General features: G+C 73.7%; 13 protein-coding genes. 5 read left to right on the plus strand and 8 right to left on the minus strand.

Annotation, left to right across the window (positions count from 1 at the left end):
• The 5 genes from kdpB to IF23_RS0121015 form a co-directional block, all read right to left on the minus strand.
• Nucleotides 1-1743: potassium-transporting ATPase subunit KdpB (kdpB, locus tag IF23_RS0120995; protein WP_037678985.1), on the minus strand; the 1743-nt coding region annotated here is incomplete at its 3' end.
• Between the two features lie 86 nt (nt 1744-1829).
• The gene (gene kdpA, locus IF23_RS0121000) at nt 1830-3494 is read right to left on the minus strand and encodes a potassium-transporting ATPase subunit KdpA (protein ID WP_030285905.1); all 1665 of its coding nucleotides are present in this window, start codon (nt 3492-3494) and stop codon (nt 1830-1832) included.
• A gap of 32 nt (nt 3495-3526) precedes the next feature.
• A complete protein-coding gene (gene kdpF / locus IF23_RS32900; RefSeq protein WP_030285908.1) occupies nt 3527-3625 on the minus strand; it encodes a K(+)-transporting ATPase subunit F in 99 nt (32 codons plus the stop codon).
• A complete protein-coding gene (locus tag IF23_RS32905) occupies nt 3622-3795 on the minus strand; it encodes a hypothetical protein (RefSeq protein WP_169750020.1) in 174 nt (57 codons plus the stop codon). Before IF23_RS32905 ends, kdpF begins: the two co-directional genes overlap by 4 nt.
• A 185-nt stretch (nt 3796-3980) precedes the next feature.
• Nucleotides 3981-5855, minus strand: a complete 1875-nt coding sequence (locus IF23_RS0121015; protein WP_078654138.1) for an APC family permease — start codon at nt 5853-5855, stop codon at nt 3981-3983.
• A gap of 229 nt (nt 5856-6084) precedes the next feature.
• On the opposite strand from IF23_RS0121015, the gene IF23_RS0121020 reads away from it, so the two are divergent.
• Complete coding sequence (locus IF23_RS0121020) at nt 6085-6645, plus strand: hypothetical protein (RefSeq protein WP_030285912.1); 561 nt, start codon at nt 6085-6087, stop codon at nt 6643-6645.
• On the opposite strand, the gene IF23_RS0121025 is transcribed toward IF23_RS0121020, so the two are convergent.
• Both IF23_RS0121025 and IF23_RS0121030 read right to left on the minus strand, forming a co-directional pair.
• The gene (locus IF23_RS0121025) at nt 6623-8707 is read right to left on the minus strand and encodes an APC family permease (protein ID WP_078654139.1); all 2085 of its coding nucleotides are present in this window, start codon (nt 8705-8707) and stop codon (nt 6623-6625) included. The two genes, IF23_RS0121020 and IF23_RS0121025, sit on opposite strands and share 23 nt — an antisense overlap.
• Nucleotides 8708-8833: 126 nt before the next feature.
• Nucleotides 8834-9796 (minus strand): DUF389 domain-containing protein, encoded by a 963-nt coding sequence (locus tag IF23_RS0121030; RefSeq protein ID WP_030285916.1) that lies wholly within the window; start codon nt 9794-9796, stop codon nt 8834-8836.
• A gap of 347 nt (nt 9797-10143) precedes the next feature.
• On the opposite strand from IF23_RS0121030, the gene IF23_RS0121035 reads away from it, so the two are divergent.
• The 3 genes from IF23_RS0121035 (at nt 10144) to IF23_RS0121045 (ending at nt 13827) form a co-directional block, all read left to right on the plus strand.
• Nucleotides 10144-12546 carry an ATP-binding SpoIIE family protein phosphatase gene (locus IF23_RS0121035; RefSeq protein WP_245655046.1) on the plus strand — a complete coding sequence of 801 codons (2403 nt, stop codon included), beginning with the start codon at nt 10144-10146 and terminating at the stop codon, nt 12544-12546.
• A gap of 217 nt (nt 12547-12763) precedes the next feature.
• A complete protein-coding gene (locus tag IF23_RS0121040) occupies nt 12764-13618 on the plus strand; it encodes a helix-turn-helix domain-containing protein (RefSeq protein ID WP_030285920.1) in 855 nt (284 codons plus the stop codon).
• Nucleotides 13615-13827 carry a DUF397 domain-containing protein gene (locus IF23_RS0121045; protein ID WP_030285923.1) on the plus strand — a complete coding sequence of 71 codons (213 nt, stop codon included), beginning with the start codon at nt 13615-13617 and terminating at the stop codon, nt 13825-13827. Before IF23_RS0121040 ends, IF23_RS0121045 begins: the two co-directional genes overlap by 4 nt.
• 91 nt (nt 13828-13918) lie before the next feature.
• Here IF23_RS0121045 and IF23_RS0121050 read toward each other — a convergent pair whose 3' ends face one another.
• A complete protein-coding gene (locus tag IF23_RS0121050) occupies nt 13919-14947 on the minus strand; it encodes a LysR family transcriptional regulator (protein WP_078654140.1) in 1029 nt (342 codons plus the stop codon).
• Between the two features lie 66 nt (nt 14948-15013).
• Between IF23_RS0121050 and IF23_RS0121055 the strand changes: the two genes are divergently transcribed.
• Nucleotides 15014-16300 (plus strand): MFS transporter, encoded by a 1287-nt coding sequence (locus tag IF23_RS0121055; protein ID WP_037678964.1) that lies wholly within the window; start codon nt 15014-15016, stop codon nt 16298-16300.
• Nucleotides 16301-16473: the final 173 nt, after the last annotated feature.

Genomic DNA, 16473 nt, shown 5'->3' on the forward strand with positions numbered 1-16473 from the left:
GATGAGTTTGGTGGGGTCGGAGTCGAGGTCGACCATGTTTCCGGCCTCCTTGGCGGCGGAGGTGCCGGTGTTCATGGCGACGCCGACGTCCGCCTGGGCAAGGGCCGGGGCGTCGTTGGTGCCGTCGCCGGTCATCGCGACGAGTTTGCCGCCCGCCTGTTCCCGTTTGATGAGGGCCATCTTGTCCTCGGGGGTGGCCTCGGCGAGGAAGTCGTCGACGCCCGCCTCCGCGGCGATGGCCTTGGCGGTGAGCGGGTTGTCGCCGGTGATCATGATGGTCTTGATGCCCATCCGGCGCAGCTCGTCGAAACGCTCCCGCATGCCGTCCTTGACGACGTCCTTGAGGTGGATGACGCCCAGGACGCGGGCGCCGTCCGCGTCGTCGACCGCGACCGGCAGCGGGGTGCCGCCCGCCTCGGCGATGGCGGTGGCGATCCGGTCGACGTCGTCGGCGACGGTGCCGCCGCGCTCGGTCACCCAGGCGGTGACGGAGGCGGTGGCGCCCTTGCGGACCTTACGGGCGGGGTGTGCGCCGTCCGCGGGGAGGTCGACGCCGGACATCCGGGTCTGGGCGGTGAACTCGATCCACTCGGCGCCGGTGAGCCGGTCCTGCTGCCGGGCGGGGAGGCCGTACCGCTCCTCGGCGAGGTCGAGGACGGAGCGGCCCTCGGGGGTCTCGTCGGCGAGCGAGGACAGCTGGGCGGCGTCGGCGAGCGCGGTGTCGGTGACGCCGGGGACGGGGACGAACTCGGCGGCCCGGCGGTTGCCGTAGGTGATGGTGCCGGTCTTGTCGAGGAGGAGGGTGGAGACATCGCCCGCCGCCTCGACCGCGCGGCCGGACATCGCCAGGACGTTGCGCTGGACGAGCCGGTCCATCCCGGCGATGCCGATGGCGGAGAGCAGCGCGCCGATGGTGGTGGGGATCAGACAGACCAGCAGCGCGGTCAGCACGATCATCGACTGTTCGGCGCCCGCGTACACCGCGAACGGCTGGAGGGTGACGACGGCCAGCAGGAAGACGATCGTCAGGGAGGCCAGCAGGATGTTGAGGGCGATCTCGTTGGGGGTCTTCTGCCGGGCGGCGCCCTCGACGAGGTTGATCATCCGGTCGATGAAGGTCTCGCCGGGCTTGGTGGTGATCTTGACGACGATGCGGTCGGAGAGGACCTTGGTGCCGCCGGTGACGGCCGAGCGGTCGCCGCCCGACTCCCGGATGACCGGCGCCGATTCACCGGTGATGGCGGACTCGTCGACGCTGGCGACGCCCTCGACGACATCGCCGTCGCCGGGTATGACGTCACCCGCCTCGCAGACCACCAGATCGCCGACGCGCAGGTCGGTGCCGGGGACCTGCTCCTCGGTGGTGCCGGTCAGGCGGCGGGCGACGGTGTCGGTCTTGGCCTTGCGCAGGGTGTCGGCCTGCGCCTTGCCGCGGCCCTCGGCGACCGCCTCGGCGAGGTTGGCGAAGAGGGTGGTCAGCCAGAGCCAGGCGGTGATCGCCCAGCCGAACCACTCGCCGGGGTGGAGGAGGGCCAGCACGGTGGTGAGCACCGAGCCGATCAGCACCACGAACATCACCGGGGACTTGACCATCACCCGGGGGTCGAGCTTGCGGAACGCGTCGGGCAGCGAGCGGATCAGCTGCTTGGGGTCGAAGAGCCCGCCGCCGACGCGGTTGCCTTCGGGGTGTTCGGGGGCGGGCGCCTCCTGTTGCGGCGCCCGGTCCTGGGTGACGGTGGACATCGCATCGTCCTCGTGCTTCTCGGAAGGGGTGGGCGGCTGTGCGCCGGTGGGTCGCCGGGTGCCGGTGGATCGCTTCGTACCGGCGGTCATGACGCCAGTCCCTCGGCGAGCGGGCCCAGGGCGAGGGCGGGGAAGTAGGTCAGACCGGCGACGATCATGATCGTGCCGACCAGCAGGCCGGAGAAGAGCGGCTTCTCGGTACGGAGGGTGCCCGCGGTCTTCGGGACGGGCTGCTGCTCGGCGAGCGAACCGGCGAGCGCCAGCACGAAGACCATCGGGACGAAGCGGCCCAGCAGCATCGCGAGGCCGATGGTGGTGTTGAACCACGGGGTGTCGGCGTTCAGTCCGGCGAAGGCGCTGCCGTTGTTGTTGGCGCCGGAGGTGTACGCGTAGAGGAGCTCGGAGAAGCCGTGCGCACCGGAGTTGAGCATCGAGTGCGGCGGCGTGGGCAGCACCAGCGAGGCGGCGGTGAAGCAGAGCACCAGCGCCGGGGTGACGAGGATGTAGCAGGCGGCGAGCTTGATCTCGCGGGTGCCGATCTTCTTGCCGAGGAACTCCGGCGTCCGGCCGACCATCAGCCCGGCGAGGAACACCGCGATGACCGCCATGATCAGCATCCCGTAGAGACCGGAGCCGACGCCGCCGGGCGCGATCTCGCCGAGCTGCATGCCCAGCATCGTCAGCCCGCCGCCGAGCCCGGTGTACGAGGAGTGGAAGCTGTCCACGGCGCCGGTGGAGGTGAGGGTGGTGGCCACCGCGAAGATCGACGAACCGGCGATGCCGAAGCGGGTCTCCTTGCCCTCCAGCGCGCCCCCGGCCAGCTCGAACGCCTTGCCGTGGCCGCCGAATTCGGCCGCCCACATCAGGAGGGTGAAGCCGATCCAGATGACGGCCATGGTGCCGAGGATCGCGTAGCCCTGCTTGAGGGAGCCGGTCATCCGGCCGAAGGTGCGGGTCAGCGCGAACGGGATCACCAGGATCAGGAAGACCTCGAAGAGGTTGGTGAAGCCGTCGGGGTTCTCGAAGGGGTGGGCGGAGTTGGCGTTGAAGTAGCCGCCGCCGTTGGTCCCCAGCTCCTTGATGACCTCCTGGGAGGCGACGGCACCGCCGTGCCACTGCTGGGGCCCGCCGAGGAACTGGCCGACCTCGTGGACGCCGGAGAAGTTCTGGATCGCGCCGCACGCGACGAGGATCAGTGCGCCGACCACCGCGATCGGCAGCAGCACCCGGACGGTGCCGCGGACCAGGTCGGCCCAGAAGTTGCCCAGTTCGCCGGTGCGGGACCTGGCGAAGCCGCGGACCAGGGCGACGGCGACGGCGATGCCGACGGCAGCCGAGACGAAGTTCTGCACCGCGAGCCCGGCGGTCTGCACGATATGGCCCATGGCCTGCTCACCGGCGTACGACTGCCAGTTGGTGTTGGCGACGAACGACGCGGCGGTGTTGAACGCCTGGTCCGGGTCGATCGAGGCGAAGCCGAGGGAGCCGGGCAGGCTGCCCTGGAGCCGCTGGAGCAGGTAGAGGAAGAGGAGGCTGACCGCGGAGAAGGCGAGGACGCCGCGGAGGTAGGCGGGCCAGCGCATCTCGGTGTGCGGGTCGGCGCCGATGGCCTTGTAGATCCACTTCTCGACGCGCAGCTGCCTGTCGGAGGAGTAGACGCGGGCCATGTGGTCGCCGAGCGGGCGGTAGGCGAGGCCGAGCGCCGCTATGAGGGCGAGCAGTTGGAGCGCCGCGGCGAGCGCGGGGCTCAGGGCGCCGGAGGCGGCAGCGAGGGAGTTCACCGTCAGAACCTCTCGGGCTTGATGAGGGCGAGGACGAGATAGCCGAGCAGGGCGACGGCCACGAGCAGCCCGATCACGTTCTCGATGCTCTGGGCGCTCACAGCTTCGCCACCCCCTTGGCGATGACGGCCACCAGCGCGAAGACCGCGAGCGTGGTGACGACGAAGGCCACGTCGGCCATCGTGAACTCCTGGGAGGAAGGGACAAGAGGGACGACCGGGCGCGAACACCCGGCCGTGTGGACCTCTCGACGAAACCTCTTTTCGGCCATCCGCCGGGTGCCGTTGACGGGTCCCTTACGGCTCCGGGCTCGCTCTTGACGCGTCCCGTACGCCACCTTCGGCCACAGGCGGGCCGGGGGCGCCCCGGGGGTGCGGTACGAGCCCCGGGGCGCGCTCCGCGCGGGCGCCGTGCGCGCCGGGCCGACCCGACCGTTTCCGCAGCTCAGGGCCTGGTTCACGGGCGCTGTGTCAGCCGGATCCGGAGGCGGCAGATGACCGCGTCGGTGTCGCGGCGGACGGCGTGGGCGACGACGGCGCCCCGCTGGTTCTGGAGCAGCCGGTGCCAGAGGCGGTCCGGTTCGGCCTCCGCGATGAGCACCGTGACGCGGGTGCCGGGGTCGGCGGCGGCCAGCGCGCGGACGTGTCCGGCGACCGGTCGGCCCAGGCTGCGGCGGGCGTGGTGCAGCGGGAGCAGCGGGACGCCCGGGTCCCAGCGGTGCCAGTCGCGCAGCAGCGCCGCGGTGCGGGCGCGGTCCTCGGGGTCCGGGTGGCAGACGGTCACCGCCCGCACCTCATCGCCCAGGGAGGCGGCGGCGGAGAGCGCCTCCTGGGTGAGCCGGTTGAGCGCGCCCACCGGGACGACCACCAGCGACCGGCCGCCGCGCGGGGCGTCGGGGAGGCGGCCGACGCCCAGCCGGTCGCCGATCCGTTCGTACGCCCGGTGCACCGCGAGGAGGGCGGCGACCAGGAGTGGCAGCGCGACGGCGACCAGCCAGGCGCCGTCGCGGAACTTGGTGGCGGTGACGACGACGGCGCTGACGCCGGTGAGCGCCGCGCCCAGCCCGTTGAGCGCCGCCTTCGCCCGCCACCGGGGGCCGCGGGCGGCGCGCCAGTGGCGGACCATGCCCGCCTGGGCGAGGGTGAAGCCGACGAAGACACCGATGGCGAAGAGCGGGACCAGCGCGTTGGTGTCACCGCCGGAGGCGATCAGCAGCACCGCGGAGACCACCGCCAGCGCCAGGACGCCGTGCCGGTGCACCTGGCGGTCGGCGCGCAGCCCGAAGACGTGTGGCACGTAGTTGTCGCGGGCCAGCAGTTTCAGCAGCACCGGCAGCCCGCCGAACGAGGTGTTGGCGGAGAGCGCCAGCAGCACCACGGTGGCGCCCTGCACGGCGTAGAAGGCGGCGTGGTGGCCGAGGGCGGCGTCGGCGAGTTGGGCGAGGACGGTGACGCCCTCGACCGGCCGCAGCCCGAAGCGGGAGATCAGCACCGCCAGGCCGATCAGCAGCGCGCCCAGCAGCACGCCGAGCGCGGTCTCGGCACGGCGGGCGCGGCGCACCGCGGGCGCGCGGAACGACGGCACGGCGTTGGCGAGCGCCTCCACGCCGGTCAGCGCCGAACAGCCGGAGGCGAACGCCTTCAGGAGCAGCAGCACGCCGACGGTGGTGGCGTCGCCGGAGACCGCGGCGGGGTGCCCGTCGGCCGCCGCGGTGGACACCGGCGCGTCCCGGAACAGTCCGACGGCGACGAGCACCAGCAGCGCGACGACGAAGAAGGCGGTCGGCGCCAGCAGGAGCCGCGCCGCGTCGGCGGTACCGCGCAGATTGACCGCGGTGAGCACGGCCAGCACCGCCAGGCAGAGCGCCAGCCGGTGGTCGTGGAGGGCGGGGACGGCGGAGGTGAGGGCGGGGACCCCGGCGGTCACCGCGACGGCGACGTTGAGGACGTAGTCGAGGATCAGCGAGGCAGCCGCCAACAGGGCGCTGCGGCGGCCCAGGTGGCGCCCGGCGACCGCATAGCTGCCGCCGCCGTCCGGGAACGCCGCGATGACCTGCCGGTACGAGGCGACGAGCACGGCGAGCAGCGCGACGACGGCCAGCGTGACCGGGAGCGCATAGCCGAGCCCGCGCGCCCCCGCCGCCGCCAGGACCAGCACGATCGCCTCCGGCCCGTACGCGACGGAGGCCAGCGCGTCGAGGGAGAGCGCGGCGAGGCCGGTCAGGGCGGTGAGCCGGTGGCGGTCGGCGGGCGGGGCGCCGCCGGGGGCGGGCGTCGGCACGGCGGCGGGGGCGGGCGCGGGCGCGGCGTGACCTGGGGGGATCGCGGTCATGGGGGCTCCTTCCGGGTGGGGGCGGCTCAGCGTCCGTCCCCGTGGCGGGGGCCGGGCCGCGCCCTGTCGCGCTCCTGTCGGCGGACTCCGCGACCTTCACGCCTTCTTGACGGCGCGTCGGCCACCGCGTCCCGGGGCGCGTATGGACTCCGTCAAGGTGTGATCGGGAGCCGTCAGCGCCGTGTCAACGGGCCGTCCGGCGGGCGGTGGCGGGCCTAGCCTCGGCGGCATGGGACGACGTGGTACCCGCTCCGCCGTGCGCCCGGCGGCCGTCGCCGTACGGCCCCCGGAGCGCATCGCGACCGACGAGGACTGGCCCGCCGCACTGCGCGACGCCGTGGTGAGCGGGGTGCTGCTGCTGGCCGCGCTGGTCGCCGTGGACGCCGTCGCCGGAAGCCTCGACGCGCTCCGTGGCGGTCTGTGGGCGGCGTTGGCGGTGGCGCTCTTCGGGCTGTTGCTGCCGCCGCGGGTGACCGCCGGTCAGGGCTGGTTGGCGGCCCGCGGACCGCTGCGGCGGCGGCTGGTGTGCACCGAGCGGCTGGTGTCGGTGCGCTGGTCGGAGGGGGTCGCGCAGCGGCTGGTGCTCCGCGACGACGCGGGGCGGCGGCTGGTCGTCGACCCGCGGGTGCTGCTCGCCAACCCGGCGCTGTGGCACCTCTTCGCGACCGGGGCGCGGCGGGCGCAGGAGTCCGGTGTGCTGCTGTGCGGGGCGACGGCGCTGGCGCAGCTGGCCGAGCGCGCCGAGCGGGAGACCGCGCGGACGCTGCTCACGGAGAGCGGTCCGGCGTAGCCGCCCCGCCCTCCGGCCCGGGGCCGCCGCCCGGTCCGGCGCCGCGCGGGCGGGCGATGCCGTAGCCGGTGGCGGGCACCCCGCGGCGGACCGCGCCCGCGCCCCGGACGGCGGGCCGGGCGTGCGCCGAGGAGGTCAGCTGCCAGGGCACGGAGGTGACCATCACGCCGGGCGTGAACAGCAACCGGCTCTTGAGCCACAGCGCCGTCTGGTTGTGCAGCAGGTTCTCCCACCAGCGGCCCACCACGTACTCCGGGATGAAGACGCCGACCACGTCCCGGGGGCTGGTGCGGCGGGCGTGGCGGACGTACTCGACGACCGGTCCGGTGATCTCCCGGTACGGCGAGTCGACGACGGTCAGCGGGACGTCGGTGTCCAGCCGCGCCCACTGCTCCTCCAGGCGGGCGGTGACGGCGCGGTCCACGTCGACGGTGAGCGCCTCCAGCCGGTCGGGGTGGAAGGCGCGGGCGTAGGCGAGGGCGCGGAGCGTGGGCTTGTGGACGCTGGAGACGAGGACGAGCGCCAGCACCCGGGGCGGCGGGGTGAGGTCGGCGCGCGGGTCGGTGACGGTCAGCTCCGCGGCGACCGCGTCGTAGTGGCGGCGGATCGCCCGCATCATCAGCCACAGCACCACCGCCGCGAGGACGGCGAGCCAGGCGCCCTGGAGGAACTTCGTCGCCAACACGATGACCAGCACCAACCCGGTGACCAGCGCCCCGGTCGCGTTGACCGCCCGGGCCAGGTACCGGCGGCGGCGCAGCGCCGGGTCCGGGTCGGTGCGCAGCTCCCGGTTCCAGTGCCGGACCATGCCGGTCTGGGAGAGCGTGAAGGAGGTGAACACCCCGAGGATGTAGAGGTGGATGAGGCTGGTGACGTTCGCCTTGAAGCCGAACAGCAGCAGTCCGGCGACGACGGCGAGGACGAGGATGCCGTTGGAGTACACCAGCCGGTCGCCGCGGCTGTGCAGCTGGCTCGGCAGATAGCGGTCCTGCGCCAGGATCGAGGCGAGCAGCGGGAAGCCGTTGAAGGCGGTGTTGGCCGCGAGGATCAGGACCAGCGCGGTGGCCGCCTGCACCACGAAGAAGCCGACGGAGTCCGGGCCGCCGAAGACCGATGCGGCGAGTTGGGCGATGACGGTCCGCTGGGTGTACCCGGCGCAGTCGGCGAGACCGATCAACCGGCAGGGATCCTGCACGATGTGGACCTTGGCGACGATCGCCATGGTGGTGACCCCGGCGAACATCGCGACGGCGATGGCGCCCATCGCCGCCAGCGTGGCCGCCGCGTTCCGCGGTTTGGGCCGCCGGAACGCCGGGACGCCGTTGGAGATCGCCTCGACGCCGGTCAGCGCAGTACAGCCGGACGAGAAGGCGCGCAGCACCAGCATGATCAGGGCGAGGCCGGTCAGCTGCGCCGAGCCCGGGGTGGGCTCGATGCCGTAGCGGGCGCTCTCGGCGACCGGCGCGTCCCCCATCAGATACCGGATCAGGCCGGTCCCCACCATGATCAGGACGGCGCCGACGAAGAGGTAGGTGGGGGCGGCGAAGGCGCGGCCGGACTCGCGGACGCCGCGCAGGTTCATCGCGGTCAGCAGCGCCACGAAGCAGAGCGCCAGCAGCACCCGGTGCCCGGCGAGCGCGGGCAGCGCGGAGATGACGTTGTCGACGCCGGAGGCGACCGACACCGCCACCGTCATCACGTAGTCGACCAGCAGCGACGCGGCCACCACCAGCCCCGCCGACGGCCCCAGGTTGGTGGAGACCACCTCGTACGAACCGCCGCCGCTCGGATAGGCGTGGACGACCTGCCGGTACGAGAGGACGACCACGGTCATCAGCCCGATGACCCCGGCGGCGAGCCACGGTGTGACGTACACGTAGGCGAGGCCACCGAGGGTGAGGACGAGCAGGATCTCCTGGGTGGCGTACGCGACCGACGACAGCGGGTCGGAGGCGAAGACCGGCAGCGCGAGCCGCTTGGGCAACAGCGTCTCGCCCAGCTCCTCGCTCCGCCGGGCCCGACCGAGGAGCAGGCGCTTGAACAGTCCGGTCACGGTGGCCACGGGGCGAGCGTAGGCAGCGGCGCCCCTCCGGCCGTGGCGGCGCGGGCGGGGCGACGGCGGATGGAGCAGCGGGGGCGCCCGGCGGGCCGCGGGGACGCCCGCCCGTCGTCCGCGCGCCGTCCGGTCTCAGGCGCCCCGGCGCAGCGCCTCCTGGCGGGTCCGGGCGAGGCGCGGCCCGTAGCGGGACCACAGGGCGCGCTGGGTGGCGAGGGTGAGGACCCCGGCGACCAGCATCCCGGCGATGTTGAAGCCGAGCTGGACGAAGGAGGCGCCGACCTCGCCCCAGCGGCCCAGCGCGAGGGCCACCGCGATGTTCCCGGCCGCCGGGACGGTGGTGACCGAGATGAAGACGCCGATCAGCGAGGACGACTTCCCCGCCGTCATCGACAGGATCCCGGCGGTCCCGGCGAGCACCGCCACGATGAACGACCAGCGGTCGGGGTGGACGATGAAGCCGGTCAGCGGCCGGGCGGCGAGCATGTCCGGGCCGATCCAGCCCAGCAGACGGCTGACCACCGCACAGGCGAGCGTGACGACGATCGCCACCCCGAAGCCGACGACGAGGGTCCGTACGGAGACGCCCGCCTGCCGGGCGTCGCGGCGCAGCACCGCGAAGCAGAGCGCCGCCAGCGGCCCGAACTCCGGCCCCAGCACCATCGCGCCGACGATCAGGATCGGCTGATCCAGCAGCGCGCCGATCGCCGCGATCTGGGTGGCCAGCGTGAGGAAGACCAGGAACGCCCAGGTCATCCGGGACTCGGCGGCGGTACGGGCGGTGAGTTCGGCCCAGACGACGGCGTCGTCCGGCTCGCCCGGCGCCGCCGCCTCGGCGCGGTCGGCCGCCGCCGACATCGTCAGGTCGAGCGGTTCGACGGTGACGCCGCCGGACTCCTCCAACCCCAGTTCCCGCAGCTGCGCGAGGACGTCGTTGGCGCCCTCCCGGGCCACGTCGAACTCGATGCAGTCACCGGGCGGCGCGAGGGCGGCGCCCGGCAGCCGGACGACATGGGTGACGGCCTCACAGGCGGTGACGGTCCGCACCACCTCGTCGGCGCGCTCGGCCGGGGAGATCACTCGTACGTGCAGCACGGCGGTCATTGTGCCCCGGGGCGGGCGCGGCGGGTGAGGGAATCGGGGAGGCGGGCGACGCGGGGCGGCGGCGGGCGGGCCCGGGGCGCGGGGCGGCGGCGCCCCCGGCGTGCGCTCCGCCCCTGCGCGCCCGGGGCGAGCGGCAGGCGGCCGGGGCGCGTGCCGTGGGCCCGCGCGCCCGGGCGGGCGGGGCACCCGGTGGGGCGCGCGCCCACCCGCCGCGCGCCGGTGCCGGACCGCGCCCGCCCCACCCCTGTCCTGTTCCCTACCGGCTGCCAGCACTCGTTCGATCCGTGGGAGGAGGGCACACTGAGGTGATCGGTCCGTTCGACGTACGGAGTGTTCACATGGCCGTGCCACGACCGGAGCCGCCGGCGCCGATGAACGGCGTCGTCGCGGTCGTGATCGACGAGAACGGCCTGGTCACGCACTGGACGCGGTCCGCCGCGCAGCTGCTGGGCCATGAGCCGGACGCGGTGCTCGGCACGCCCGCCCGCGCGCTGGTCAGGCCGCGCTCCCCGCGGCCCGTCCCCCGTACGGGCGAACCCTCCGGCGCCCCCGGCGGCCGTGTCCTCCCGCTGCGCCACCGCGACGGACACACCGTCCCCGTCTGGGTGCGGCTGCTGCCGCTGGCCGGAGCCGGGGTGCTCGCCCTGGGGCTGCCCGTGGAGGCGCTCGCCACCTGGGACGCCGAGACGGCGGTGGGCCGGGCGCTGCTCACCCAGGACCTGTGGCAGCTCGCCGTGCACGGCCCCGACCTGCGGATCCGCCACGCCAGCCCGGCGGTCGCCCGGGCCGGACGGCTGACCGCCGACGGCCGCGACCCGCTGTGCGCGATGCCCGGCCTGGAGGACGGCGGTACCGGTGAGGAACTGCTGCGGCACGTGATGGACAGCGGCGAGCCGGTGGTGGACGCCTCGGGCGTGCTGCGCGCCGAGACGCCCGGGAGCCAGGACCTGGTCTACTCGCTGACCGCGGCGCCCCTGTACGACCTGTGGGGCCACCCGAACGGCGCGCTGACCTCGCTCGTCGACGTCACCGAGCGGTACCGCTCCGCGCGCCGCCTCGACCTCGTCTACCGGGCGACGCGCTCCATCAGCGGCAGCCTGGAGGTGGAGCGCACCGCACAGGACCTGGTGGATCTGCTGGTGCCCTCGATGGGCGACCTGGCGGCGGTGGAGATCACGGAGGCGACGCTGCGCGGGGGCGAGCCGCCACGCAGCGTGGAGGGCGTACACGGCGACTTCCGGCGGCTGGCCGTCAAACACGCGCACGGCCCCTGGCCGGAGGAGCTGATCCAGGCGGGCGAGATGCTGCCGGACATCCCCAACGGCCCCGACTTCCGCGATCTGGAACGCGGCAAGGTCCTGGTGGTCAACGAACCGGACGCCTACGCCGCGATCCTCGGCAACGGCCCGGCGGTCCCCCGGATGGTCCCGGCGGAGCTGAGCGCCTCCCTCGGGGCGGCGCTGGTCGCGCGCGGGCTGGTGCTCGGCTACGTCCAGGTCTACCGGGTCCGGCAGGGCGCCCCGTTCGACGGGCAGGACGCCAAACTGCTCCAGGAGATCGTCAGCCGCGTCGCCCTCGGCATGGACAACGCCCGCCGCTACACCCGCGAGCACCGGATGTCGGTGATGCTCCAGAACAGCCTGCTGCCGCCGGTCTCCCGCTCCACCGCGGCGGCGGAGACCGCGGGCATCTACCTGTCGGCGGAGGGCGACGCCGGGGTGGGCGGCGACTGGTTCGACGCGGTACCGCTGTCCTCGCTGCGGACCGCGCTGGTGGTCGGCGACGTCATCGGCCACGGGCTGCCCGCGACCGCCACCATGGCGCGGCTGCGCACCGCCGTCCAGACCCTCTCCGACCTCGACCTGGGCCCCGACGAACTGCTGACCCGGCTGGACGACCTGGTGCACCGGATGGCGGAGGAGGCCGAGCACCCGGACACGATGGGCGCGTCCTGTCTGTACGCGGTCTACGACCCGGTGGACCGCCGGTGCCAGGTGGCGAGCGCCGGTCATCTGATGCCGGCGGTGGTGCACCCGGACGGCACGGCCCGGTTCATCGACGTCGTGCCGGGGCCGGGGCTGGGCGTCGGCGGGATGCCGTTCGAGGTGACGGAGGTGGAGATCCCGCCCGGCAGCGTGCTGGCGCTCTACACCAACGGGCTGATCGAGGCGGAGCGCCGCGGCACCTCCGACTCGTTCGAGGACGCGGAGGCGGCGGTGCTGCGACGGCTGGCCGAGGCGGCGGGCCCCGGGCGTTCGCTGGACACCATCGGCGAGGAACTGGTCGCCCCGGTCCGCTCCGCCCCGCACCGCCCCGACGACATCACGGTCCTCCTCGCCCGCACCCGCGCGATCCCCGCGACCTCCCTGGCCGCCTGGCAGTTCCCCGCCCGCCCCACCGCGGTCTCCCTCGCCCGCGAACTCGTCACCGAGCAGCTCCGCGAATGGGGCCTGGACGCACTGGTCTTCAGCACCGAACTGGTCATCAGCGAACTGGTCACCAACGCCCTGCGGTACGCCCGCGGCCCGATCGGCGTCCGCCTCGTCCGCGACCAGGTCCTGGTCTGCGAGGTCACCGACTCCTCCAACAGCCAACCCCGCCTCCGCCAGGCCCGCGACACCGACGAGGGCGGCCGCGGCCTCTTCCTCGTAGCCCAACTCACCACCCGCTGGGGCAGCCGCTACGGCCCCACCGGCAAAACGGTCTGGACGGAACAGGCGATCGAGGGGGTGGAGGGGTGAGGGGGCGGAGGCGTGGCGCGCTCCGAAGTGGTGGGTGAGCTGCATGTTTTGAGGGGTGCCGGAGAGTGCGGCAGGTTCTTTCGGCGGGCGGACAGCGCCGCCGCCCGTGGCGTAGCGTGACCGGAAGTTACGCACCGGCGTGGGCGGGCTGTATCCGGCGGTGCGTGGAGTCGTACGTGAGGCACGGCGCGGTAGGTGGGACGGGCGGTGGAGCCGGGTGGAGCAGCACCGGGGTGCGGGTGAGGCGGGCGAGGGCCCGGGGCCGGACGACGAACCGGGGACGGGATTGGTCGTCGCGTTCGGTCGGCAGCTGAAACTCCTGCGGGTGGCCGCGGAGTTGGAACGGCCGGAGCTGGGCGCGCGGTTGGGGTACTCCGCGTCGACGATCGCCTCGTACGAGCAGGGCAGGCGGATCCCCCCGCCGAGCGTCATCGATCAGGCGGACGAGATCCTGGGCGCCGGGGGCGTGCTGAAGGCCCTGAAGGAGGAGGTGGCCCGGGCCCAGTACCCGGCGTTCTTCCGCGATGCGGCGAGGTTGGAGGCGGAGGCGGTCGAGCTGCACGTCTACGACACCCATGTGATCAATGGCCTGTTGCAGACGGAGGAGTACGCCCGTGCGGTGTTCCGGATGCGGCGCCCGCTGCTGGACAGGGACACCATTCAGCAGCGCCTCTCGGCACGGATGGGACGCCAGGAGATCTTCTCGCGTCGGAGGCCGCCGACACTGAGTTTCGTCATCGAGGAGTCGGTGCTGACGCGCCCTATCGGAGGGCGGGAGGTCATTCAGGGCCAGTTGGAACAGCTCCTGCTGCACGGCCAGCGCCGGAACGTCGAGATCCAGGTCATGCCGAACGAGCGTGAGGAACACAGCGGTCTCGCAGGCCCGTTCACCTTGATCGAGACCCGGGAGGGGCGCAGGATCGCTTACGTGGAGGTGCAGAAGGACAGCCGCCTCTACACCGACCGGGAGACTGTCCGGGAGATGGAAGTCCAGTACGGCATCCTGCGAGCACAGGCACTGACGCCGCGCGAATCCCTGACCTTCATCGAGAAACTGCTGGGAGAGAGATGAATGACAAGATGCCCGACTCGCCTCTGTCGAACATGGTGTGGTTCAAGAGCAGCTACAGCAGCGGCGAAGGCGGTCAGTGCGTCGAGGTCGCGACCGCTGGCGGTGCCGTGCACGTCCGGGACTCGAAAATCCCGGCAGGCCCGAACATAGCCGTGTCGCCGAAGGCGTGGGCCGGGCTGGTCGCGCTGGCGGTTGCCGACGGGGGCTGAGCGGTTCTCACGCTGCGGGGCGGAGGCGTCCGGGACCGGTGCCGGTGACCATCCCGGCGGCGAAGCCCGCCCCCCCCGGGCCACGGCCCCCTCACTCCCCCATCGGCACAGTCTCCGGCCCGAAGCACTCCTGCGCCCGCTCCGTCAGCAGCGCGATGAAGTCCGCGACCGCGGGCGTCGGCGTGCGGGCGGTGACGCGGGTCAGGCCGACCGTGCGATGAGCTGCGGGTTCGTCCATCGGGAGGTCGACGAGGCCGGGGACGGCGACCGGGGAGGGGGGTAGTACCGCGACGCCCAGGCCCGCCGCCACGAAGCCGCGGATGGTGGCGATCTCGGCGCCCTCGAACGCCACCCGGGGGGTGAAACCGGCGTCCGCGCAGAGGCCGTTGACCAGGCGGCGCAGCCCGTAGCCCGAGGTGGCCATGACGAAGTCCTCGTCGGCGGCGTCGGTGAGGCGGACCCGGGCGCGACCGGCCAGCCGGTGGTCCGCGGGGACGACCAGCCGGAGCGGTTCGCGGGCGACCGGGACGGTGGTGATGCCCGCCTCGTCCGGCAGCGGCGACGTCAGGCAGAGATCGACCTCCCCGGCGCGCAGCCGGGCCAGCAGCCCCTCGGCGTTGTCCTGCACCAGTTGGAACCGGGCCTGCGGACGGCGCTCGCGGAACCAGCTGACCAGCAGCGGTACGGGGGCGGTGCCGAGCGCGGGCAGGAAGCCGAGGGCGACGGTGCCGGGCTCGCCGGTGGCGAGGCGCAGTTCCTCGCAGCCGGTGGCGATCTCCTCAAGGCCCCGCCGGACGCGGGCGAGGAACGCCCGGCCGTGCCGGGTCAGCCGCAGCCCGCGCCCCTCGCGGTCGAAGAGCGGGGTGCCGACCGCCGCCTCCAGCCGGGCGATACCGCGGCTGACCGTCGACTGCGGGGCGTCCAACTCGTCGGCGGCGGCCGAGAGATGTTCCAGCCGGGCGACGGCCACGAACCGCACCAGGTCCGGGCAGACCGCCGCCAGCGGCCCGGCCGCCCGTAGCTCGGGAAGGCCCCGTACGCCCGGCAGCCCCGTCAGCTCGGGCAGCCCCCGCGCACCGCCGGGGACCGACCCCGCACCCCACTCGCTCACCTGTTCCATATCCGGAACATATCTCGCCGATCCATGCATTGGACGCATCATTTGCCCCGTGCCTACCGTCGCCGGGTGACCGACGCAGCCGCGATACCCGCCGCCCACCTCCGAGGCACCCCCGGCTTCCGGCGCGCCACCGGTGCGCTCTTCGCGGCCGGGCTGACCACCTTCATGACGCTCTACTGCGTCCAGGCGCTGCTGCCCGCGCTCTCCTTCGACCTGCACCTGACCCCCGCCGCGTCCTCGCTGACCGTCTCCGTCTCGACCGCGTCGATGGCGCTCGCCGTGGTGCCGCTGACGGCCGTCTCCGACGCCTGGAGCCGGACCGGCATGATGACGCTCGCCCTGAGCTGCGCCGCCCTCCTCGGTATCGCCGCCGCCTTCGCCCCGAGCTTCCCGGCGCTGCTGGTGATCCGCGTCCTCCAGGGCCTCTCACTGGCCGGACTCCAGGCCACCGCGATGTCGTACCTCGCCGAGGAGGTGCACCGCTCCTCGCTGGGCCAGGCGATGGGCCTGTACGTCGCGGGCAACGGCATCGGCGGGATGGCGGGGCGGCTGGTCGCCGACGGGGTGCTGGAGGTGACCGGCAGCTGGCGGTGGGCGATCGGCGCGGTCGGGGTGGCCGCGGCGGTCTGCGCGGTCCTCTTCCGGCTGACCATCCCGGCGTCGGTCCGCTTCGTCCGCCGTGAGCCGCGCCCGCGCGCGCTGGCCGCCGGGATCGGCCGGGCGCTGCCGGACAGCGGGCTGCTGCGGCTCTACCTCATCGGCTTCGTCGCGATGGCCGCGTTCGTCACCGTCTACAACTACCTGGGCTTCCGCCTGATCGCGGCGCCGTTCCACCTCTCCCAGACCGCCGCCGGACTGCTCTTCGTGGCGTACGCGGCCGGGTCGTTCTCCTCGGCGGCGGCGGGGCGGCTCGTCGACCGGTTCGGCCGTCCGCGGGTGCTGATTCCGGCGCTGCTGACCGCCGTCGCGGGGCTGGTGGTGATGCTCGTCCCGCATCTGGGCGCGGTCGTGCCGGGGCTGGTGGTCTTCACCGTCGGGTTCTTCGCCGCGCACGCGGTGGCCAGCGGCTGGGTCGGCGGCCGGGCCACCGCCCTGGGCGCCCAGGGCGCCGCCGTCTACCTCTTCTTCTACTACATGGGCAGCGCCGTCGGCGGCACGGTCGGCGGCGTCGCCTACTCCGCCGCCTGGCCGGGCGTCACGCTCTACTGCCTCGGCCTGATCGCACTGGCCCTGGTCAGCGCCGTCACACTGCGACGGCTGCGCCCGGCCACCCGCCCGGAGCCCACCGGGGAACGGACGGCCGGGACGGCCACGGAGGTGGCCACGGAGACGGAGGCGGAGCGGGGCGCCTGAGCGGGCGCCCGCCTCGCCACCACACGGCACCCGACCCGCCGGAACGCACTCCTGTGGTTACTGTTCATACAAACCAGCACAACACCCTGAAACAGACATTCCGCCCGCCGTCATCGTTTGCTCATAGAGCGCACAAGGAACGGTCATGGGGCACGCCGGGGGCTCGCCCCGGG

It is taken from the genome of Streptomyces catenulae, from assembly GCF_000718015.1.
Lineage (GTDB): Bacteria > Actinomycetota > Actinomycetes > Streptomycetales > Streptomycetaceae > Streptomyces > Streptomyces catenulae.

Bases quoted from the DNA above. Each gene is read 5' to 3' on its own strand.
- IF23_RS0121050 (WP_078654140.1), bottom strand. From the start codon at position 14,947: ATGGAACAGGTGAGCGAGTGGGGTGCGGGGTCGGTCCCCGGCGGTGCG.
- IF23_RS0121015 (WP_078654138.1), bottom strand. From the start codon at position 5,855: ATGACCGCGATCCCCCCAGGTCACGCCGCGCCCGCGCCCGCCCCCGCC.
- IF23_RS32905 (WP_169750020.1), bottom strand. From the start codon at position 3,795: ATGGCCGAAAAGAGGTTTCGTCGAGAGGTCCACACGGCCGGGTGTTCG.
- IF23_RS0121035 (WP_245655046.1), top strand. From the start codon at position 10,144: ATGGCCGTGCCACGACCGGAGCCGCCGGCGCCGATGAACGGCGTCGTC.
- IF23_RS0121020 (WP_030285912.1), top strand. From the start codon at position 6,085: ATGGGACGACGTGGTACCCGCTCCGCCGTGCGCCCGGCGGCCGTCGCC.
- IF23_RS0121045 (WP_030285923.1), top strand. From the start codon at position 13,615: ATGAATGACAAGATGCCCGACTCGCCTCTGTCGAACATGGTGTGGTTC.